The sequence below is a fragment of the Micromonospora rhizosphaerae genome (genome assembly GCF_900091465.1).
Taxonomy (GTDB): Bacteria; Actinomycetota; Actinomycetes; order Mycobacteriales; family Micromonosporaceae; genus Micromonospora; species Micromonospora rhizosphaerae.
This window is the reverse complement of record NZ_FMHV01000002.1, coordinates 851,206-871,927: the sequence shown is the minus strand read 5'-3', so window position 1 is coordinate 871,927 and position 20,722 is coordinate 851,206. Positions and strand designations below refer to the sequence as shown.

Genomic DNA, 20,722 nt, shown 5'->3' with positions numbered 1-20,722 from the left:
GGCGGGCGGCGGGTCTTGCGGTGGGGGCAGGGGATCATGCCCTCCTGGCGATGGTGGATGCCGGCTCGATCGAGGTGCGGAAGGTTTCACGTGAAACAACGCCGCCAGGAGTGCGCTCGTCATCGAGCGCCGCCTCAACCCCGGGCCCGTCGACGGGCGACCGCAGGGCGCTGGAGCCTGGCGCCCGCCAGCAGAACAGAAGGATTGCCGAGGACGGCAAGAGGTGTCTCCAATTCGGGCGCGCCGAACAGATCATCGTTGCCCGACCCTTCGGCGCTAGCCCGTTGCATCCCGGGCAGGACGCCAAGGGGCGCCCCACTACCCACCTCCGGCGGATCGAGTGGCGCCCGAAGCCACGTGTCCCCCCACCGACATGGAACTGACCCGGCCCGTCGTTCACGGCCGGCAATCTAGCCGCGCCCGCGGTGATGGGCCGCCAGGCCCGCTTGGAGTTTGCCCGGCCGATGACGCTGTGGCCCGGACCCAAGGCGTGGGTGGCGGATGGGTGGCGCCGCGCGAGTTGGACAGGCGCCGCTCATCCCGTGCTATCCGCCGCCCTTCCTTCGGCCGAGGCGGCGCCAGCTCTCGACCTAGGGCAACTCCGACCCTGACTAGGTTGGCGAGGTGGACGTCCCGGACCACTCGGCGCTTGGCGCAGGCGATGCCGACCCGAGGCTCCTTTGCGTTGCTATCCGAGATGGCGCCGAGCCCCGTCGCTACCCGAGACGGCGTCGGGCCCGTCGCCCCCTTGCGTTCCTATCCGAGATGGCGCCGAGCCCCGTCGCTACCGGGATGGCCGATCGCTCGTGCTTGGCGGCGGTTGACAAGCTTCTGTTCAGGCGGCCCGAGTGAAGAGGATCAGAGCGCGAGCGGTGTCCAGGCGAGCGCCTGCGACGCGGCACCGTTTCACGTGAAACAGGGGCGTTGGCAGGCTCCGGGCCCGTCATCGACCGAGACACCTCACTGGGCCAATTGGCGGAGCCGAGTCGGAGGGCCCCGCCGCGGGTCGGACCCGGAAGGTGCCCGGAGTCCACGAGGCGAACCGGCCTGCAGCCGACCAAGGGGGACGACGGCCGCCCGGTCCGACGGGCGCACCGACGGGAGAGCGGTCGGACGCGAGTGGCGGTCCGAGGCCAGCGAGGTCCTCCCGACCGAGCGGCCGTCGGAGGCGAATCGCGGGCGGAGGCAAGCGGTCGAAGTCACCGACGTTCAACTCCCCGGCGCCGGAGATGGCCAGGGATGGTTCACGGCACGGACGGTCCTTCCGTAGCGAGTGGCGGTTCGAGGCGATTCGCGGTCGGAGGTGAGTGGGGCTCCTCGTACGCGCAAAGGCGAGTGGCGGTCGGAGGCGAGTGGCGGTCCGAATCCGAAACGCGGAGGGGGAGGGCGGCGGCCCGGCGGATCGCCTGAGCCTGCGTCAGGTCAAGGTCAGGCCGAGGTTCGGCACGGCGGTGGTTGGGGGCCGGCCAGTGGTTGGCTGGCGGTGGTTCGAGGCCGGGGGTGGTTACAACCGGCGCGGCGGTTAGGACGAGCGGAGAGAAAGAGGGGGCGACGAGGCCAGGCGATCCGCGTCCCCACGCGCCCAGTGGCTCATCCTCGACGGCTCGGAAATGTATCGGCCCGGGCGGTGCCGATCGCCCGCCCGCTCGTTAGGAAGAGAGGGCTCAGCCGGCAGGCTTGGCAGGACCGAGAGAGCCCCTGTCTCAGCACCCCTGGTTATCCACAGCGGTTTTCCACAGGCCGCCCCGTTTCACGTGAAACAACGCGGAGAAATGCGCGCTGACCTGTGGATGACGCGGCATGGTGGTGATCGGAGCTGCCTGTGGACAACCCGGTGGACAACCGTTGAGGGCGAAGATCTCGGCCCCGGTATCGATGGCAGCGGGATTGACGACGGGCGTTGAAAGTTCCTCGTGACGACTGATGAATCAGGTAGGGACAGGCGGTCCTCGTCTCGGTTAGGGTCAGCGTCGTGCACGACACCCCTCCCTCAGTTCCGGACTTCACCCAGTGGCCGTCCTTCCCCTTCGAGGGCGACCTCCGCGTCAAGCAGCTCGACGACCCGGTCCCGATCGAACCTCCCCGCCGGGGCGAGGGAAGTCGGGAATGCACCGCCTGCAACGCTCCCGACGAGGCCTACATCTGGGTGGGTGAGCGGTGGCGGGTCCGAGCCATGGACCGACCCACCGGCCTGCCTATGGTGCTCATCCTGGAGTCGCGGTCGCACCTGGACCTCGGCGACCTGCCCAACCTGCTCGCCGCCGAACTGGGCGTGATGACGGTACGCCTGGAACGGGCCATCCGGTCGCTCGACGGGGTCGCCCGCGTGCACGTCAACCGCTGGGGTGACGGTTCCGCGCACCTGCACATGTGGTTCCTCGCCCGGCCGTACGGGCGGCTCCAGCTGCGCGGCACGTTCCTCTCCCTCTGGGACTCGATCCTGCCGCCCATCTCCGAGGCGCAGTGGCGGGAAAACCTCGCCCTGGTCGCGGCGTGGCTGGCCGAGTTTGGCGGTCGTCCGCTGGCCGAACCGCCGCGCATCCAGTGGCAGGCGCCGTCCAGCTTCTCCCCGTCACCGTCCCAGAGCGCCGGTGCCGATGAGGAGGAGGCCGCCTCCGTGATCGAGGCCGCCGAGGAGATCCCGGAGCCCGCGGGCCCGGCGACGAACGACCCGGACGCCGCCTCCCGGACGAGTTAGCACCGGCCGTACCGACATCCGAGCCGATAGGCGGCCGGGCAGCGGACGACGGTGGGGACGGGCGGGTCGGCAGGAAGCCCGAGGGTCGGCTACGGGCGGCGGGTGGCGGCTCGGGTCACCAGCGTGCCGAGCACCCGTCCGAAGTCCAGACCGGCCGCCTGGACGGCCAGCGGCAGCAGGGACGTCTCGGTCATCCCCGGGGACACGTTGACCTCCAGCACGTGCGGCTGCCCGGACGCGTCGACGATCAGGTCCACCCGGGAGATGTCGCGCAGGCCGAGCGCGGTGTGCGCGGCCAGCGCCACCTCGGCCACCCGCTCGGTCACCTCCGGGTCGAGCCGGGCCGGGGCGTGCCAGGTGGTCCGCCCGGCGGTGTAGCGGGCGGCGTAGTCGTAGACGCCGTTGCGGGGCACGATCTCCACCGGGGGGAGCGCCTGCGGGCCTTCGCCCAGGTCGATCACCGAGACGGCCACGTCCATGCCGGGCACGTAGCGCTCGACCAGCGCCGTCTGGTCGTACGCGAAACAGCCGACCATCGCGGCCGGGAGCGACCCGGCGTCCCGGACCACCGCGGCGCCGAGTCCGGAGCCGCCCTGCGCCGGCTTCACCATCAACGGCAGGCCGATCCGGTCGACGATCCGGTCCAGCACCGCCACCGCGCCCAGCTCGGAGAAGCGGTCGTGTGGCAGGGCCACCCAGTCCGGGGTCGGGATGCCGGCCTCGCGGAGCACCGCCTTGGCGGACGGCTTGTCCCATGCGAGCCGGGACGCCCGGGCGTCGCAGCCGACGTAGGGGACGTCGCAGAGGTCCAGCACGCCGCGCAGCGAGCCGTCCTCACCGGTGGCGCCGTGCAGGGCGATCATCACGGCGTCCGGCGGGTCGGCCGCCAGGGCCGGCAGCAGCGCGACGTCGGCGTCCCGCAGCTCCGCCTCGACGCCGACGGCGCGCAGCGCGTCGAGCACCCGGCGGCCGGACCGGAGCGAGACGTCGCGCTCGTAGGAGAGCCCACCGGCGAGCACCAGCACGTGCAGTTCGGCGGCGACGGCGGGGTCGGTCACGAGATTCCGAGGGGCGGAGCTGACGGCCATGCGGAAATCATGCCAAGTCGGGACCGGGCGCGTCGGAGCCGGCCCGTCGGCGCGGTCCGGACCCACCCACCGCTCCGAAGATCCGGCGCATCGCGATGTCCTGCTCCATCACCCCGGCCAGCCGGCGGACGCCCTCCCGGATCCGCTCCGGCGGCGGGAAGGAGAAGTTGAGCCGCATGTTGCCGCTGCCGGCGCCGTCCGCGTAGAAGCCGGTGCCCGGCACGTACGCCACCCGGGCGGCAATCGCCCGCGGCATCATGGCCTTGGCATCGAGGCCGTCCGGCAGGGTCGCCCAGACGAAGAGGCCGCCGCCCGGAGTGGTCCAGGTGGTGCCCTCCGGCATCAGGTCCTCGAGCGCCTCCAGCATCGCGTCCCGGCGCTCCCGGTAGACCTCCCGGTAGACCTTCAGCTGCTCCCGCCACGGCATGGTGCCGAGGTACGTCGACACGGCGGCCTGCGCGTACCCGCTGGGGCAGAGGATCTGCGCCTCGCTGGCGATGACCAGCTTGTCGCGGACCGCGTGCGGGGCCAGGATCCAGCCCACCCGCAGGCCAGGGGCAAAGGTCTTGGAGAAGGTGCTGAGGTAGAAGACTCCGTCCCGGCGGCGGGCCCGCAGCGGCGCCGGCGCCTCCTCCTCGAAACCGAGCTGCCCGTACGGGTCGTCCTCCACCACCAGCAGGCCGGCGCGCTCGCAGATGTCGAGCACCCGCTCGCGGCGCTCCTCGCTCAGCGTCACGCCGGTCGGGTTCTGGTACGTCGGGATGGTGTAGAGGAACTTCACCCGGCGGCCGGCGCGGGCCAGGTCGGCGATGGCCGCCTCCAGCTCCTCCGGGATGAGCCCCTCGTCGTCCATCGGCACGTGCACGACCTGGGCCTGGGCGGCCTGGAACACGCCGAGCGCGCCGACGTAGGTCGGGCCCTCGGCGAGCACCACGTCACCCGGATCCAGGAAGAGTCGGGCCACCAGGTCCAGCGCCTGCTGGCCGCCGACGGTGACCACCACGTCCTCGGGCGAGGCGCCGCAGGCGGCGTCGATCCCGGAGAGCGCCATCACCTCGCAGATCCGCTCGCGCAGCTCAAGGGTCCCCTGGCCGATGCCGTACTGCAGGGTGGTGGCCCCGTGCTCGGCGCCGAGCCGGCCGAGCATCTCGCCGACGGCGTCCAGCGGCAGCGCCGCGATGTAGGGTGCGCCACCGGCGAGCGAGACGACCTCCGGCCGGTTGGCCACCGCGAAGAGGGCCCGGATCTCGGAGGCGGTCATCCCCCGGACCCGACGGGCGTACCGGTCGGTGTAGTCGTCAAGCGTCGTGCCGGTCATGACATCACCTCGATCGGGTGTCGGCTGGACTCCTGCGTGGGTGGTACCCGCGATGCCGGCAACCATGGCGGCGGCGGGACGCCGGTTGGCCGATCGTAGTCCCCGAGGGCCGGGACCGGAGTGGTGGCGTGGGGAAAATCCACATCCCGGAACCGGTGGTCACCGGCTCGGGTGGGCGTTCGCGCGTCTCCTCCCGTACGGTCGGGTGGGGGCGTACGATCGCTCGTCGGGGGGGCAGAAAGGCGGCGGCGTCACACCGCGGTGGTTTCACCTCCGAGCCTAATTGTGGGGATGCGCTGATGTCGCGACGTCTGGTCAGTCTGACCCTCGACACCCTGGAAGACCTGCCCCGTTCCTGCCGGCAGTGCGTCTACTGGGAGCTGGACCCGGTCTCGGCGGACCGGGCCTGCGCCGCCGGGGACCCGGGGCTGGAGAAGGAGGCGTGGGTCTCCCAGACCCTGCTGGAGTGGGGTTCCTGCGGCAAGCTGGCGTACGTCGACGGCATGCCGGCCGGCTTCGTCACGTACGCCCCACCGGCCTACGTCCCCCGCTCGATGGCCTTCCCCACCTCGCCGGTCTCCGCCGACGCGGCGCTGCTGATGACCGCCAACGTGGTACCCGCCTTCGCCGGGGGCGGGCTGGGCCGGATGCTGGTCCAGGGGGTGGCCCGGGACCTCACCAAGCGCGGCATCAAGGCGATCGAGGCGTTCGGCGACGCCAAGTTCGGCGACGCGGACGACCCGACCCGGGCGTGCGTCGCCCCGGCCGACTTCTTCCTCTCGGTGGGCTTCAAGACGGTCCGCCCGCACCCCCGCTACCCCCGCCTCCGCCTGGAACTGCGCACGGCGTTGAGCTGGAAGTCCGACGTCGAGTACGCGCTCGAGAAGCTGCTCGGCTCGATGAGCCCGGAGACTCTGCTCCGCCCGGTACGCCCGGCCCCGGCCACCCGCTCGGCGGCCGGCTGAGCGGCTCAGTCCATCACTGTGCCGGCGGCGACCACCGCGCGCAGTTCGCTCACGTCGATCGAGCCGGTGGGCACGTCCCGCTCGATCGGGAAGTACATCCGCTGCACTGCGGCGACGATCGCCTCGACCACCCGGTCCCGGAACCGGGGGTCCACCAGGCGGCTGCGGTCCTCCGGCGAGGTCAGGTAACCGACCTCGACCCGTACCGCCGGCATCTTGGTCAGCCGGAGCAGGTCCCACGCCTTGGCGTGGGTGCAGCAGTCCCGCAGCCCGGTGCGGGCCACGATCTCCCGCTGCACCAGCCCGGCCAGCCGTTCCCCGGTGGCCGAGGTGACGCCGTTGTCGGTGCCGTAGTGGTAGGTGGCCACCCCGTTCGCCGCCGGGTTGGCGTGGCCGTCCGTGTGCAGCGAGATGAAGACGTCGGCGCCGAGGGAGTTGGCCAGCTGGGCCCGGTCCACGTCCGGCAGGCAGGTCGCGGGCGCCGGGCCGCGGGTGAGCTGCACCCGCACCCCGGAGGCGGCGAGCCGCCCCTCCAGCCGGCGGGCCAGGTCGTGCACCAGATCCGCCTCGGTCCAGCGCAGCGGACCGTCCGGCACCACCACCCCCGGGTCGGTGCCGCCGTGTCCCGGGTCGATGACCACGGTCCGGCCGACCAGGGTCGGTCCGGCCTGCCGGATGGCGTCGGACTCGCGCAGCCACTGCGGGCGTCCGCCGACCACCTTCCGGCCGAGGCGGCGCAGCGCGCTCATGGTGTGCGGGCCGCAGGCGCCGTCCGGCTTCAGCCCCATCTCCCGCTGGAACTGGGCGACCGCGCGGGAGGTGCGGATGCCGTAGATGGCGTCGGCGCGGCCCACGTCGTACCCCATTTCCAGGAGGCGCTCCTGGAGCGACCGGACGTCCTCGCCGATCAGCGGTTCCGGTACGGCGTGGTAGAGCGTGCGGGCGCCGAGCCGCCAGCGGGCGGCGTCCAGCGCCCGCCAGGTCTCCGCGCCGACCCGCCCGTCCACGCTGAGTCCGCGGGACTGCTGGAATGCCCGGACGGCGCGTTCGGTCTCGACGTCGAACTCCTCTTGGCCGCCGGACGGGAGCAGGTCGAGGCCGGCGAGGATGTTGCGGATCTCCGTCACCGCGGGTCCCCGGTCACCGGGTCGGATCGGACGCACTCACGACCCCCTCTGCACGGATGCTGGCTGGGCGTGGCCCCGCGGTCGCGCGGGGCGAGACTCCGCTGAAGGTCGCCCCCTCGCTGCGCATGCTTACGGAGCGTACCGTGGCCGATTACCGGTCGGCTCCGGGTTCCGGCAGGTCACCGTCGTCCACGGCGGAGCGGCGAGCGGAAAAGACGAACCCCCGTGCCCGATCGGGCACGGGGGTTCGGGGTCGCGCGTCGGCTCAGAGCGCCGACTCGATGAGCTTGACCAGTTCGCCCTTCGGCTTGGCGCCCGCGATGGACTGCACCGGCTCGCCGTTCTTGAAGATGGTGAGGGTCGGCACGGACATCACCCGGTAGGTGCGGGCGGTCTCAGGGTTCTCGTCGATGTTGAGCTTGACGATGGTGACCTGGTCACCCATCTCGCCCGCGATCTCTTCCAGCAGCGGCGAGACCTTGCGGCACGGCCCGCACCACTCCGCCCAGAAGTCCACCAGAACCGGCTTGTCGGACTTCAGCACATCGCTCGCGAAGCTTGCGTCGGTGACCGCTTTGGTTGCTCCCACTATGAACCCCTCCTCCGGGAACTTGTTTCTGTGAAGATGTTTCAGCCTTGCAGGGTGGCGATGAAGCGCTCGGCGTCCAGGGCGGCCGCACAGCCCGTCCCGGCCGCGGTGATCGCCTGCCGGTAGGTGTGGTCGACCAGGTCACCGGCGGCGAAGACACCGGGCACGCTGGTCCGGGTGCTCGGCGCCTGCACCTTCACGTAGCCCTCGTTGTCGAGTTCCACCTGTCCCCGGAAGAGCTCGCTGCGCGGGTCGTGGCCGATCGCCACGAAGACGCCGGTCACGTCGAGCACCTTGGCCGCGCCGGTGTGCACGTTGCGGACCCGGACCCCGCTGACCTTGCCGTCCTCGCCCAGGATCTCCTCGACCACGGTGTTCCACTCGACCTTGATCTTGTCGTTGCCGGTGGCCCGCTCAGCCATGATCTTGCTGGCGCGGAACGAGTCGCGGCGGTGGATGATGGTGACCGACTCGGCGAACCGGGTGAGGAAGCTCGCCTCCTCCATCGCCGAGTCGCCGCCGCCGACGACGACGATGTGCTGGTTGCGGAAGAAGAAGCCGTCACAGGTGGCGCAGGACGACACGCCGTGGCCCAGGTACTCCTGCTCCCCGGGCACGCCGAGCGGGCGCCAGGCGGAGCCGGTGGCGAGGATGACGGCCTTCGCCCGGTACGCGGTCTCGCCCACCCAGACGGTGCTGGCGGCGCCGGAGCCGGTATCGCCGGTCTCCACCAGTTCGACGCGGGTGACGTCGTCGGTCAGGAACTCGGCACCGAACCGTTCGGCCTGCTTGCGCATGTTGTCCATCAGCTCGGGACCGAGGATGCCGTCCGCGAAGCCGGGGAAGTTTTCCACCTCGGTGGTCGTCATCAGCGCGCCGCCGGACTGCACGCCCTCGATGACGAGCGGCTTGAGGTTGGCGCGCGCGGCATAGACCGCCGCCGTGTAACCGGCCGGCCCGGAGCCGATGATGATCAGGTTGCGGACCTCGTCCACTGCCGTCTCCCGATGTGTGTGTTCGTCATCTGCTCCGGCTGACCTGCCACCGGGACGATGCCGATCCGAGTGCCGACAGCTCAGTGGCGGTCGGCGCTGACCTCCAGAACGTCATCGTACGAAGCGGGAATTCCCGAGCCGGTCATCCGGTGGGTCACGTCACGTGGCAGGAGAGCCGCGGATGACCGCGACCTCACCCTACCCGCGTACGGAAGCGGGTGTCCGCTCCGGATCCGGGTACGCCGCACTCCGGTCCGCTCACCCAGGCCCAGCGGGCACCGCCGGCATCGACGAAGGTGACGACCAGCGCCGGCTGGCCCCGGAAGGACGCGTAGTCGACCAGGTCGACGGTGACCGGACCGCCGGCGTGCTCCGCGGTGATCGCGGCGAGGCAGGCGTTCAGCGCGTCCGGGCCGGCGAGCCGGTCGAGCCCGCCGGCGGCGGAGAGCCGCGGGTCCCCCGGCGCCGCGTCCGCCGACTGCTTCTTGTCCCTGCCGTTGGGCGAGGGCAGCGCGGACCGGTTCCCAGCGGACAACCGCTCCGGGGTGTATTCGGTGCCGCTACGTCGGGCCGGGCCGGTCGTCCGGAACGGCTCGGCGGCCAGTGGGGCGGGAGCACCGGCGCTCGCCGCGTTCTCGGCCCGGCCGCTGTCCGCCGTCAACCCCGCCCCACCGCCGCCCTCGGCGGTGATCAAGTGGCCGACGCCCAGTCCCACGGCGGTCATCGAGGCGGCCGCGAGGACGACCGGGCCGGCCATCCGGGCCCAGCGTCGGGGCTGCCGACCCGGTCCGGTGCTCCGGCCGGGGCCCTCGGTCGGTCGGCCCGCTCCGCCGGTGCGCCGGTGCCCACCGGCGGTCTGCGCAGGCACGGTCACCGACCCGGGCACCCGGCCGACCGGGGCGGGCAGGTCCGAGCCGGCAGGGTGGTCGCTCGCGGCCAGCTCCGTGCGGTCGGCGCCGCCGTGGAGCGGCCCACCGGCATCGTGCGGATCGGCGGCGTCGCGCAGGACCAGCCCGTCCGCGTCGGGCCGGCCGGCCGGTGTCGGCACCGGTCCGGCGCCGGCCAGCGCGGCGGCGATCCGGTCGGCGACGGCCAGCGGCATCTCCGGTGCCGGGGCGGCCCAGTCGGCCAGGTCGGCCCGGACCAGCTCCATCGCCGGGGCCAGGGCGGCGTACGCCCGGCCCCAGGCCGGGTCCTCGTCGATCAGGCGGGCGACCGTGGCCTGCTCCGGGGTGCCGCCCAGCGCCCCGCCGACGTAGTCGGCGAGCAGGTCGTGGTCGACCTCGCTGAACTCCGCGGGCGTCACGTCTCCTCCTGGCTGGCGTCCCGGCCGGACCATCCCGACGTCGATCCGACGCCCTCGGGAGGCCCAGGGTTCCCCGCGGTGACGTGCGGCACGTCGGCGGTGCCGCGGGCCGCCGACGGTGACACCTCGGTCACCTCGTCGGACCCGGTACGCAGGTGACCGAGGAGCGTGGCCAGCCGGGCCCGTCCGCGGGCACAGCGGCTCTTGACCGTGCCTTCGGCCACGCCGAGGATCCGGGCCACCTCGGCGACCGGATAGCCCTGTACGTCGACCAGGATCAGGGCGGCCCGCTGCTCGACCGGCAGTTCGGCCAGTGCCTGCCGGACCACCAGCGCGGTGTCGTGGTCCCGGACGGGAGCGGCCAGCTCCGCCCCGCCGGTGTGCCGGCCGGGCTCCCCGCCGCCGTGGACGCCGTCCGGCAGCGGGACCGTCGCCTGCGCCTGCCGCCGGCGCACCCGGTCCAGGCAGGCGTTCACCACGATCCGGTGCAGCCAGGTGGTCACCGCCGAATCACCGCGGAAGCGGGCCGCCGCGCGGTGGGCCGAGAGCAGTGCGTCCTGGAGGGCGTCCGCCGCCTCCTCGCGGTCGCCAAGCGTCCGGAGCGCCACCGCCCAGAGCCGGTCCCGGTGGCGGTGGAACAGCTCGGTGAAGGCGTCCCGGTCGCCGGCCACGTGGGCGCGGAGCAGGTCGATGTCGGCCGCCTCCGGGCCGACGCGCGTCGGCCCGGCCGGTGGTGTACCGGTCACGCCACCCGCCGGTGCACGCTGCTCGGCGCACTCGTCCATCACCACATCCGGTCGGTGTGGTGCCCGGGCAGCGGCGGCCGGTTCACGACCCCTGGACGGTGATCTCCTGGACACCGACCTTGTAGCCCCGGTCGTTCGCGGGCAGCTCGGTGATCCAGAACAGCAGGTAGCGGTACTTCTTGTCCGGGTCGAAGCCGTTGCTGAAGGTCATCGTGGTGCCGTCGTACTGGGCGAAGCCGTCGCCGATCGGCGTCTTGAGGTACTCGGTCACCAGCTTCTTGTCCCCGGCGGAGCTGGAGCCCGGGTCGCTGGTGCCGGTGTAGAGCCGGGCGGTGGCGCCGCTGGCGGAGAGGACCGCCTGCACCGACTTGACCGTGTGCGGGGCGCCGAGGTCGATCCAGACGCCCATGCCACGCTTGAAGTTGCCGAAGTTCGCCCTGGTGTAGGTGTCGGTCTCCCAGCCCTCGTCCTCGCTGTCGTCGATCACCTTGTCGGCGTCGCTCAGCTCGTTGCGGGTCCGGCTGTCCGGGTCGATGATCCGAACGTCCTCGACGGCCAGCTTGCGTACCGTCTCCGTTGGCTTGGTGGGCTCGTCGACGGGTGCGGCGGTGTTGGACGGGCGGGCCACCGGCTCCGTCTTCGGGCTCTTGTCGTCGCCGCCCAGCACGCTGATCCCGATGAGCAGGCCGACCAGGGCGACCGCCAGCGTCGCGGCGATGCCCAGGGCGACCTTGCGCCCACCGGCAGCGGCCAGCGGCGACGGCAGGTCGTCGGTGTCGGCCGCGAAGCGCAGCGGGCCCGCCTGCTCGAGGAAGTGATCGTCGGCCGGGATGTCGAGCCGACCGAGCTCGGCGGCCAGCACGTCCGAGCTCGGCGGGGCGATCTCGGGGTCGAGCAGGTCCATGGTCAGGTCGTCGAGGTAGGCGGGCACGCCGGCCCGGACCTGGCGGGGGGCGGCGATCGCGCCACTGGCGTCGCGTACGGCGTCCGGGATGGCGGCGCGGCCCTGCCCGGCGGTCGCGCCGCGCATCGGGGCCTCGCCGTGCGGCCAGTGCCCGGTCAGGGCGAAGTAGAGCACGCCCCCGACGGCCCGGATGTCGCTCTCCTGGGTGTCCGCGCCGTCGGTCCGCGCGTCGGCCAGCACGACCCGACCGTCATCGCTGATCATGACCGTGCCGGGGTGGACGTTGCCGTGCACCATCCCGGTCGGATGCACCGCGGCGAGGGCGCTGGCGACGGCGTTGCCGATAGTGGTCGCCCGGGCCGGATCCAGCGGTCCGTCGGCGGCGACCAGCTCCCGCAGAGACTGACCGTCCACCCACTCGCGGACCACGTACGCCCGGTCGGCCTCGTCGATCGCGTCGTAGACGCCCACCAGGTTGGGGTGGATCACCCGGCTGGCCGCGACCGCGGCCTGGAGCATCTCGGTGGCGGAGTCACCGCCGGGGTAGCGCAGCACCACCGCGACGGGACGGCGCAGTACGACGTCGACCCCGCGCCAGACCAGCCGACCGGCGCTGTCGTTGTTGATGTGCTCGACCAGCTTGTACCGCTCGGCAAGGATCTCACCGGCCGTGGGAGCACCGAAGGTCATGACCGGCGGAGCATTCTCCTCCGCCTCCTGACCCTCGCCGACCTGGGTCACCCGTCCTCCCTCGGTGATCGCGTCGATCGATGGACCCGTGCTGCTGGGCATGTGGCTTCCCGCTCTGCCTTCGAAGGAACCGGCAGACCGATGTCGACACCCGCCGTACCCGTCGAGTGCGACCTTACCCGGGATGCCCGGTTCCCCGACATGTCATCTTCCCGCCGTTACCGGTGGGGCGCCAGCAACGGGGCGGTCCGTCCGGTTACGACCGTGGTCAGCCACGTTGCTGGCACATGCACCAGCCAATCTAGAGGTTGACCGCAAGTAGTCGGCGGAGGGGCACACCCGGTGCGGCCGCCTCGGCGACGTCTCGCCGAATTCCCCCCGTTCGGCTGCCCATCATCGTCCGTACGGCTGGTTGTCCACAGGTAAATGAGTCCTGCTGAGCGGCGAATCGCGGAGTTATCCACAGGCCCATCCCCAACCTGATGATCCTTGGTCACGGTCCGTGGCCGGCGCGCCGGGTCGGTCCGGGGCCCTTCGAACCGCGCGGGCGCCGTCAACGGCCGAGGCGGCGGCGGACCATCCCGACCACCTCGGTGATCTCGCTGATCCGCAGCACCATGGCCAGCCCGAGGTACGTCCCGGCGATCACCGCGCCGCCGATCACCAGTTGGACCGCGGCGGCGAACCAGCTCAGGTCGGCCGGGTCGCCGGGGAGCAGCTTCACCACGAGCAGGCCGACCAGGGCCGCGCCGAGCGCGGCGACGATCACCCGGCCCATGGTCCGCATGATGCCGCCCAGCCCGATCCGTCCCACCCGCGGCCGCAGCAGCATCGCGGAGATCACCGCCGCCGCCACGTACGAGAGGGCGTTGCCCAGCATCATCCCCGCCGCCGCGAAGGTGGCCGAGAAGGCGAGGAAGAGCCCGATCTGGAGCAGCACCCGCAGCGCCACCACCGGGATGTTGATCAGCGCCGGGGTCCGGGTGTCCGGCAGCGCGTAGAAGGCGAAGGTGAAGAGCTGGCTGATCGCGAACGGCACCAGCCCCAGCGCCGCGACCAGCAGCACGGTCGACGTGGCGACCGCGTTGGCACCGGTGAAGGCGCCGTACCGGAAGACCACGACGGAGATCGGGGCGGCCAGCACCGCGTAGCAGACCGCGATCGGGGCGAGCACCGCGGTGACCATCCGGGTGCCCCGGGAGAGGTCGGCGGTCAGGTCGCGGTGCCGGCCGTCGGCGGCCGCCGCGCTCATCCGCGGCATCAGCGCGGTGATGATCGAGACGGCGATGATGCCGTGCGCCATCATCAGCAGCAGGAAGACGTTGTTGTAGATCAGCAGGCCGGCGTTCTTCCCGCCGCCGACCCGGGTGAGCAGGTTGACCACCACGAAGAGGCCGAGCTGGTTGACCCCGACGTAGCAGAACATCCAGCCGCCGAGCCGGGCCAACTCGCGCAGGCCCAGTTCCCGGAAGTCGAAGCGCCACTTCCACCGGAAGCCGACCTTGCGCAGCGCCGGCAGCAGCCCGGCGGTCTGCACCGCGACGCCGAGCAGGGTGCCCCCGCCCACCAGCAGGATCCGGCCCGCGTCCATCTGGTCCGGCCGCAGTGCCCTCGCCCCGTAGATGACGATGTACAGGCCGAAGGTGCCGACGACCACCAGGTTGTTGAGGATCGGCGCCCACATCGGGGCGGCGAAGTGCCCCCGGGTGTTCAGCACCGCCGCGATCAGCGCGCTCACGCCGGTGAAGAAGAGCATCGGCAGCATCAGGTAGGACAGGTCGTTGACCAGTCCCTGGTACGCCTCGTCCTTGCCGCTGGCGTAGATCGCGGTGATCACCGGGGCGAGAACCACCGCGATCAGCGCGGCGGCGGCCAGGGCGAGCACGGCCAGGCTGAGCAGCCGCTGGGCGTACGCCTCGCCCCGGTCCGAATCGACCTTGCGGCGGCGGACCAGCACCGGGATCAGCACGCTGGTGAGCACGCCGCCGAGCAGGAACTCGTAGACCTGGTTCGGCAGGAACTGGGCGGTGGTGTACACGTCGCCGACCGCGTTGCCGAGGGCGGCGCCGATCATCAGGTTGCGGATGAAGCCCGTGCCCCGGCTGACCAGGCTGCCGATCGCCATCACCGCGCTGTTCGCCGCGGCGCTGGTCTCGGCGACCACCTCCTGCGGGGGTGCGGTCGCCTCGACGCCCGGCTGGTTCAGCGGCTCCGCCGAGATGAAGGTGGCGTCGTCACCCGGCGGTGCGCCGCCGCCCTGCGCGGCGTTCGCGCTGCGGTAGAGCCCGCCGCTCATCTCCAGCCTCCAAGGGGGTACGGCCGAGCCGGACGACCGGCCGGCACGCCCAAGACCTTAGTCAACGCCGGCCTCTTACCCGCGCCCGGCGGATCAGATCCCGCCCCGGCCCGATAGGCTGGCGATCCCATGTCCGAAGTCTCCGCATCCCAGGCCGACCGCAGCGAGCTCACCGCCGCGCAGCGCAACGCCGTCGCCGAACTGCTCCGGGTCTCGCCGGTCGCCGACGAGCTCGGTCGCCGCTTCGCGCGGGCGGGCCATGAACTGCACCTGGTGGGCGGTTCGGTACGGGACGCCCTGCTCGGCCGGCTCGGTCAGGACCTCGACTTCTGCACCGACGCGCACCCGGACGAGACGCTGCGGATCATCAAGGGCTGGGCCGAGTCGATCTGGGAGACCGGCCGGGAGTTCGGCACCATCGGCGCCCAGCGCGACGGCCTGCAGCTGGAGATCACCACCTTCCGGGCCGAGGCGTACGACCAGGTCACCCGCCACCCGGTGGTCGAGTACGGGACCAGCCTGGTCGACGACCTGAAGCGGCGGGACTTCACCATCAACGCGATGGCGGTGAGCCTGCCCGACCACCGGTTCACCGATCCGTTCGGCGGTCTGGCCGACCTCGCCGCACGGGTGATCCGCACCCCCGGGACGCCGTGGGAGTCGTTCGGTGACGACCCGTTGCGGATGCTGCGCGCGGCGCGGTTCGCCGCCCAGCTGTGCTTCACGGTGCACCCCGACGTGCGCGAGGCGATGACCCGGATGGCCGCGGACCTGGACCGGATCAGCGCCGAGCGGATCCGCGACGAGTTCACCAAGCTGCTCTGCGGCGAGGACCCGATCACCGGGCTGCGGCTGCTGGTCGACACCGGCCTGGCCGACCGGTTCATCCCCGAGCTGACCGGGCTCAAGCTGGAGATCGACGAGCACGCCCAGCACAAGGACGTCTACGAGCACACGCTCACCGTGGTCCGCAACGCGATGTCGATGGAGGAGGGCGGCTGCGACTTCATCCTGCGGATGGCCGCGCTGATGCACGACGTCGGCAAGCCGGCGACCAAGGCGGTCGGCCCGGACGGCCGGGTCAGCTTCCACCACCACGAGGTGGTCGGCGCCCGGCTGACCAAGGCCCGGATGAAGGCCCTGCGCTACCCGAAGGACGTCATTGCGCAGACGGTCAAGCTGGTCGCGCTGCACCTGCGCTTCTACGGCTACGGCCGGGGCGAGTGGACCGACTCGGCGGTGCGCCGGTACGTCACCGACGCCGGTGACCTGCTGCCCCGGCTGCACAAGCTGACCCGCTCGGACGTGACCACCCGCAACCGGCGCAAGGCGGCCGCGCTGGCCGCCGACTACGACGCGCTGGAGGAGCGGATCGCCCGGCTCGCGGCCGCGGAGGACCTGGCCCGGGTCCGTCCCGACCTGGACGGCAACGCGATCATGGAGCTGCTCGGCGTACCGCCCGGGCCGGTGGTGGGGAAGGCCTGGCAGCACCTGAAGGACCTGCGCCTGGAGCGTGGCCCCCTGGACCGCGAGGAGGCCGAGGCGGAGCTGCTGCGCTGGGCCCGGGAACAGGGCGTCCTCGACTGAGATCGGTGGCCGGCGTGCCGGGCGTACGACGACACGGCGGCGTATCGACCAAACGGCTGACGCGATCGGCCGTGATCTTCCCGCATGATGGTTCGACATCCGTCAGCCTCCCGGTCATCCGTGTGGTGAGGCTGCTCCGATCGCATCGTCCGCCCGTCCGAGCTGGACGGTCGCTGGAAACGGGGAGACTTCTCGGTGACACGTCTCGGCGCGCTGCGCCGCTCAGCGATGGTGGGGATCGCCCTCGCCTTCACGACCGCCATCGTCGGTGCCGCCACCGGCGGCGCCGCGATGGCCGACCCGTCCGATCCACCAAGGGCGCAAATCCGGGGCGCCGGCACCGCCGAGGCCGTTCCCGACCGGTACATCGTCGTCCTCAAGGACGGCAAGGCCAGCCCCAGTGAGGTGCGGGCCACCGCGTCCGCGCTCGCCGACACAAACGGCGGCTCGGTCCGCCGGGTGTTCACCAAGGCACTCAAGGGCTACTCGGCCACGATGAACAGGCGGCAGGCGGAGCGGCTGGCGGCCGACCCCGACGTGGCCTACGTCGAGCAGGTCCAGCGCTACTCGGCCACCGACACCCAGAGCAGCCCGCCGTGGGGCCTGGACCGGATCGACCAGACGACGGCCAAGACCAACAGCTCCTACACCTACGCGACGACCGGGGCCGGCGTCACCGCGTACATTCTGGACACCGGCATCGACCTCAACCACGAGGACTTCGGCGGGCGGGCCAGCTACGGCTACGACGCCGTGGAGCAGGACGCCGTCGCCCAGGACTGCGACGGCCACGGCACGCACGTCGCCGGCACCGTGGGCGGCACGAAGTACGGCGTGGCCAAGGGCGTCAAGCTCGTCGCGGTGCGGGTGCTCGACTGCAGCGGCAGCGGCACCAGCGAGCAGATCCTCAGCGGCATCGACTGGGTCACCGCGAACGCCGTCAAGCCGGCGGTGGCCAACATGAGCCTGGGCTTCAACGGCACCAACCAGGCGGTCAACGACGCGGTCACCCGCTCGATCGCCGCCGGCATCACGTACGCCGTCGCGGCCGGCAACAGCATGCAGGACGCGTGCGGTGTGTCGCCGGCCAACGTGCCGAACGCCATCACGGTCGGCGCGACCGACAAGGTGGACTTCCGGGCCTGGTTCTCCAACTACGGCCGCTGCCTGGACACCTTCGCCCCCGGGGTCAGCATCGTCTCCGCGGCGATGGGGACCACCAGCGGTGCCGTGGCGATGAACGGCACGTCCATGGCCTCCCCGCACGTGGCGGGTGCCGCGGCGCTGCTGCTCCAGGCGCACCCGACCTGGACCCCGCAGCAGGTGCGCGACAGCATCGTCACCACCGGGATCGGCGGTGCGGTGCACGACACCATGGGGTCGATCGACCGTCTCCTGTACGTCGGGGCGGTCCAGCCCGCCCGCAGCTCGTACGGCCTGAAGGCGCGGGTCAACGGCAAGTTCGTGACGGCGGAGAGCGCGGGCACCAAGCCCCTGATCGCCCGGGGTGCCGCCCTCGGGCCGTGGGAGAAGTACGACGTCGTCGACGCCGGCGGCGGCCTCGTCGGGCTGCGGGCGAAGATCAACGGCAAGTTCGTCACCGCGGAGAGCGGGGGCGCCAGGCCGCTGATCGCCCGGGCGGCGTCGATCGGCGCCTGGGAGAAGTTCCAGATCATCAACAACACCGACGGCACGGTGAGCCTGAAGGCGACCATCAACGGCCGGTATGTCACGGCGCCGAGCACCACCGTGCCGCTGATCGCCAGCAAGACGACCATCGGTACCGCCGAGAAGTTCGATTTCGAGGCACCGGCGCCGGTGGTCAGCATCAAGTCGCAGGCCAACGGCAAGTACGTGATGGCGGAGAACTACGGCAAGCTGCCGTTGATCGCCAAGGCCGGGGCGGTCGGCTCGTGGGAGAAGTTCGAGATCGTCAACGTCGGGAACGGCTTCTTCGGCCTGCGGGCGCTGGTCAACGGCAAGTTCGTGACCGCGGAGAGCGCGGGCGCCAACCCGCTGATCGCCCGGGGAACGGCGATCGGTACCTGGGAGAAGTTCGACGTCCTGGACTACAACCCGGACGGGTCGATCTACCTGAGGGCGTACATCAACGGGAAGGCGGTCACCGCCGGCAGCGCCGGCACCAGCCAGCTGATCGCCAGCCGGACCATCGACTGGAACAGCGAGACCCTGGGTCTCGGCGTCGGCGAGAAGTTCGTCGTCGCCGTCATCTAGGCCCGATTACGACGGCGCCCGCCGGAGCCACCCAGCAGGGGTGGCCCGGCGGGCGCCGTCGTGTGGGTTAGTGCTCGACGGTGCTGCCGTCCACCGTCGACTTGCCGTTGGTGCGCGCGCTGCCCAGCCGGGCCAGCAGCCCGGCAAGGTCGAGCCCGGTGAGGTCGCTGCCGAGCTGGAGGCCCTGGGCCACGTTGCCGGCCACCGACTTCGTCAGCGACGAGGCGCCGTCGGTGGAGATGACGGTCATCTTGTCGATCGCGCCGATCGGGGCGCTGGCCGCCTCGACCACCTGCGGCAGCACCTTGACCAGCAGGTCGAGCACCGCCGCCTCGCCGTACGCCGCGAACGCATCCGCCTTGCGGGCCATCGCGTCGGCCTCGGCCTGCCCCTTGGCCAGGATGGCCGCGGCCTCGGCCTGACCCTCCCGCTCGATCGCCTCGGCGATCGCGGAGCGCCGGCGCTGCTCGGCCTCACCCTCCTTGGCGCCCTCGATCGCGTTGGCGTCGGCCAGCGCGGCCCGGCGGGCCCGCTCGCCCTCACCGGTGAGCCGGGCCTGCTCGGCGGCGGCCTGGGCGGCGGCGATGGTGGCCTGCCGCTCGGCGTCCGCCCGGAGCACCGCCGCGTTGCGGGCCGCCTCGGCCTCCTGTTCCACCTTGTAGCGCGCCGCGTCGGCCGGCTTGCGCACCTCGGTGTCGAGCTGGCGCTGCTTCAGCTCGGCGTTCCGCTCGGCCACCTTCTGCTGCTCGGAGAGGATCGCCTGGTCCCGCTCGGCCTGGGCGAGCGGGCCGGCCGCGGCCGACCTCGCCTTCGCCGCGTCGATCTCGGCCTGGATGGCGGCCTGCTTGAGCGCCAGGTTCCGGTTGGCCTCGGCGATCGCCTCCTCGGCGAGCAGTCGCTCCTGCTCGGCCTGCTGGCGGGCCCGCGCCTCGGCGATCGCCGCATCCTTGAGCACCCGGGCTGCCTCCGGCCGACCGAGGTCCTGCAGGTAGGAGCCCTCGGCCAGGATGTCCTGCAGCTGGAAGGTGTCCAGCACCAGGCCCTGGTTGGTCATCGAGTGCTCGGCCTCCTCGGCCACCGCGCTGGCGAAGGCGGCCCGGTCGCGGATGATCTCCTCGACGGTGAGTCGGCCGACGATCGAGCGCAGCGCGCCGGCCAGCACCTCGCGGGTGAAGTTGTCGATCTCGTCCTGCTGGTGCAGGAAGCGCTGGGCGGCGGCGCGGATGGCGTCCTCGGTGCCGCCGACCTTGACGATCGCGACGCCGTGCAGGTCGGTGCGGATGCCCTGCTTGCTCACCGCGCCCTTGATGCCGACGTCGATCCGGCGGCTCGACAGGTCGAGCGACTGGAGCTTCTGCACCACCGGCAGGACGAAGACCGACGCGCCGAGGACGACCTTCTGCCCGGACATGTCGGTCAGGCGGCCGCCGTCGGCGGTGTGCGTCGTCCGGCCCTTGCGGCCGGTGACGATGAACGCCTCGTTCGGGCCGGCCACCTTGATCCGGGAAAGCACGAAGAGGATGAGGATGACGGCGAGGAGGACCGCGCCGCCGATGGCGACGAGCAGGGGCATGAGAGTGTCCGTCTCTGCGAAAGGGTTCAGTAGTTCTCGACGTGCACGCTGGTCTCGCTGAGCGCTTCGACCACGAAGATCCGGGCGCCGACCGGGATCGGTTGGTCGGCGCGGGCGTTGAGCTTGACCGGCTGGCCGGCGACGCGTACCCGGACCTCGCCGTAGCCGGTGGTGGGGATCGGGGTGACGACCAGGCCGATCGCGCCGACCAGGTCACTGCGGGTGGGCGTCGGATCGGTGCGCATGTCCCGCGCCGCCCGGCTGAGCCGGGACGCCAGCCAGGCGGTGGGCACCGCGGCGAGCGCGCCGCCGGCCACCGCCGCCGCGATCATTCCGGCGGTACGCCCGCCGAGCAGCTCGTTGACGATCGCGGCGCCGAAGCCGAACGCCCCGGTGAAGCCGGCGGCCGCCTCCAGCGACACCGGACCGTCGACGTCCGGATGGCCGAAGGTGAGCAGCTCGGTGCCGAGCAGGGCGAGCGCCAGCACGCCGACACCCACCCCGCCGATGATGAGAAAGATGAGCGTCCCCGTGGCCATGACCTGCACGGTATCGACGTCGCGCAACGTCTGGGGGGCCGCGCATCGACCGCGTTGGGGAGGCGA

At 72.0% G+C, this 20,722-nt stretch carries 14 protein-coding genes and 1 pseudogene; 4 read left to right on the top strand and 11 right to left on the bottom strand.

Going from position 1 to position 20,722, the window contains the following annotated elements; translation table 11 throughout:
- Window positions 1-1,972 precede the first annotated feature (1,972 nt).
- Window positions 1,973-2,582, top strand: a pseudogene (locus tag GA0070624_RS04205) (hypothetical protein); the annotation flags it as partial.
- Between the two features lie 205 nt (window positions 2,583-2,787).
- Here the strand turns inward: GA0070624_RS04205 and GA0070624_RS04200 are convergent.
- Both GA0070624_RS04200 and GA0070624_RS04195 read right to left on the bottom strand, forming a co-directional pair.
- Entirely contained in the window at window positions 2,788-3,786 is a 999-nt protein-coding gene (locus GA0070624_RS04200) for a D-alanine--D-alanine ligase family protein (RefSeq protein WP_091336824.1), read from the bottom strand.
- Between the two features lie 7 nt (window positions 3,787-3,793).
- Window positions 3,794-5,104: an aminotransferase-like domain-containing protein gene (locus tag GA0070624_RS04195; RefSeq protein WP_091336823.1), complete on the bottom strand. Its 1,311-nt coding sequence runs from the start codon at window positions 5,102-5,104 to the stop codon at window positions 3,794-3,796.
- A gap of 299 nt (window positions 5,105-5,403) precedes the next feature.
- Between GA0070624_RS04195 and GA0070624_RS04190 the strand changes: the two genes are divergently transcribed.
- The gene (locus GA0070624_RS04190) at window positions 5,404-6,069 is read left to right on the top strand and encodes a GNAT family N-acetyltransferase (RefSeq protein ID WP_091336822.1); all 666 of its coding nucleotides are present in this window, start codon (window positions 5,404-5,406) and stop codon (window positions 6,067-6,069) included.
- A gap of 5 nt (window positions 6,070-6,074) precedes the next feature.
- Here GA0070624_RS04190 and GA0070624_RS04185 read toward each other — a convergent pair whose 3' ends face one another.
- The 7 genes from GA0070624_RS04185 to murJ all read right to left on the bottom strand — a co-directional run bounded on the left by GA0070624_RS04185 (window position 6,075) and on the right by murJ (window position 14,722).
- On the bottom strand, window positions 6,075-7,232 hold the full coding sequence (locus tag GA0070624_RS04185) for an N-acetylmuramoyl-L-alanine amidase (protein WP_091336821.1): 1,158 nt from the start codon (window positions 7,230-7,232) through the stop codon (window positions 6,075-6,077).
- 229 nt (window positions 7,233-7,461) lie between these two features.
- Entirely contained in the window at window positions 7,462-7,785 is a 324-nt protein-coding gene (gene trxA, locus GA0070624_RS04180) for a thioredoxin (RefSeq protein WP_073836974.1), read from the bottom strand.
- Window positions 7,786-7,826: 41 nt separating this feature from the next.
- Window positions 7,827-8,780: a thioredoxin-disulfide reductase gene (gene trxB, locus GA0070624_RS04175; protein WP_091336820.1), complete on the bottom strand. Its 954-nt coding sequence runs from the start codon at window positions 8,778-8,780 to the stop codon at window positions 7,827-7,829.
- 193 nt (window positions 8,781-8,973) lie between these two features.
- Window positions 8,974-10,086 carry a serine/threonine-protein kinase gene (locus tag GA0070624_RS04170; protein ID WP_091336819.1) on the bottom strand — a complete coding sequence of 371 codons (1,113 nt, stop codon included), beginning with the start codon at window positions 10,084-10,086 and terminating at the stop codon, window positions 8,974-8,976.
- Window positions 10,083-10,877, bottom strand: a complete 795-nt coding sequence (gene sigM / locus GA0070624_RS04165; protein WP_425413488.1) for an RNA polymerase sigma factor SigM — start codon at window positions 10,875-10,877, stop codon at window positions 10,083-10,085. The genes GA0070624_RS04170 and sigM overlap by 4 nt, the downstream gene beginning before the upstream one ends.
- Window positions 10,878-10,914: 37 nt before the next feature.
- A complete protein-coding gene (locus GA0070624_RS04160; protein ID WP_091336814.1) occupies window positions 10,915-12,528 on the bottom strand; it encodes a protein kinase family protein in 1,614 nt (537 codons plus the stop codon).
- Between the two features lie 451 nt (window positions 12,529-12,979).
- Window positions 12,980-14,722 carry a murein biosynthesis integral membrane protein MurJ gene (gene murJ / locus GA0070624_RS04155; RefSeq protein WP_091336813.1) on the bottom strand — a complete coding sequence of 581 codons (1,743 nt, stop codon included), beginning with the start codon at window positions 14,720-14,722 and terminating at the stop codon, window positions 12,980-12,982.
- Between the two features lie 129 nt (window positions 14,723-14,851).
- On the opposite strand from murJ, the gene GA0070624_RS04150 reads away from it, so the two are divergent.
- On the top strand, window positions 14,852-16,309 hold the full coding sequence (locus tag GA0070624_RS04150; RefSeq protein WP_091336811.1) for a CCA tRNA nucleotidyltransferase: 1,458 nt from the start codon (window positions 14,852-14,854) through the stop codon (window positions 16,307-16,309).
- A gap of 195 nt (window positions 16,310-16,504) precedes the next feature.
- Complete coding sequence (locus GA0070624_RS04145) at window positions 16,505-18,544, top strand: S8 family serine peptidase (protein WP_091336809.1); 2,040 nt, start codon at window positions 16,505-16,507, stop codon at window positions 18,542-18,544.
- A gap of 67 nt (window positions 18,545-18,611) precedes the next feature.
- Here GA0070624_RS04145 and GA0070624_RS04140 read toward each other — a convergent pair whose 3' ends face one another.
- Window positions 18,612-20,117, bottom strand: a complete 1,506-nt coding sequence (locus tag GA0070624_RS04140) for a flotillin family protein (protein ID WP_091336804.1) — start codon at window positions 20,115-20,117, stop codon at window positions 18,612-18,614.
- A gap of 26 nt (window positions 20,118-20,143) precedes the next feature.
- On the bottom strand, window positions 20,144-20,656 hold the full coding sequence (locus GA0070624_RS04135) for an NfeD family protein (RefSeq protein ID WP_091348127.1): 513 nt from the start codon (window positions 20,654-20,656) through the stop codon (window positions 20,144-20,146).
- Window positions 20,657-20,722: the final 66 nt, after the last annotated feature.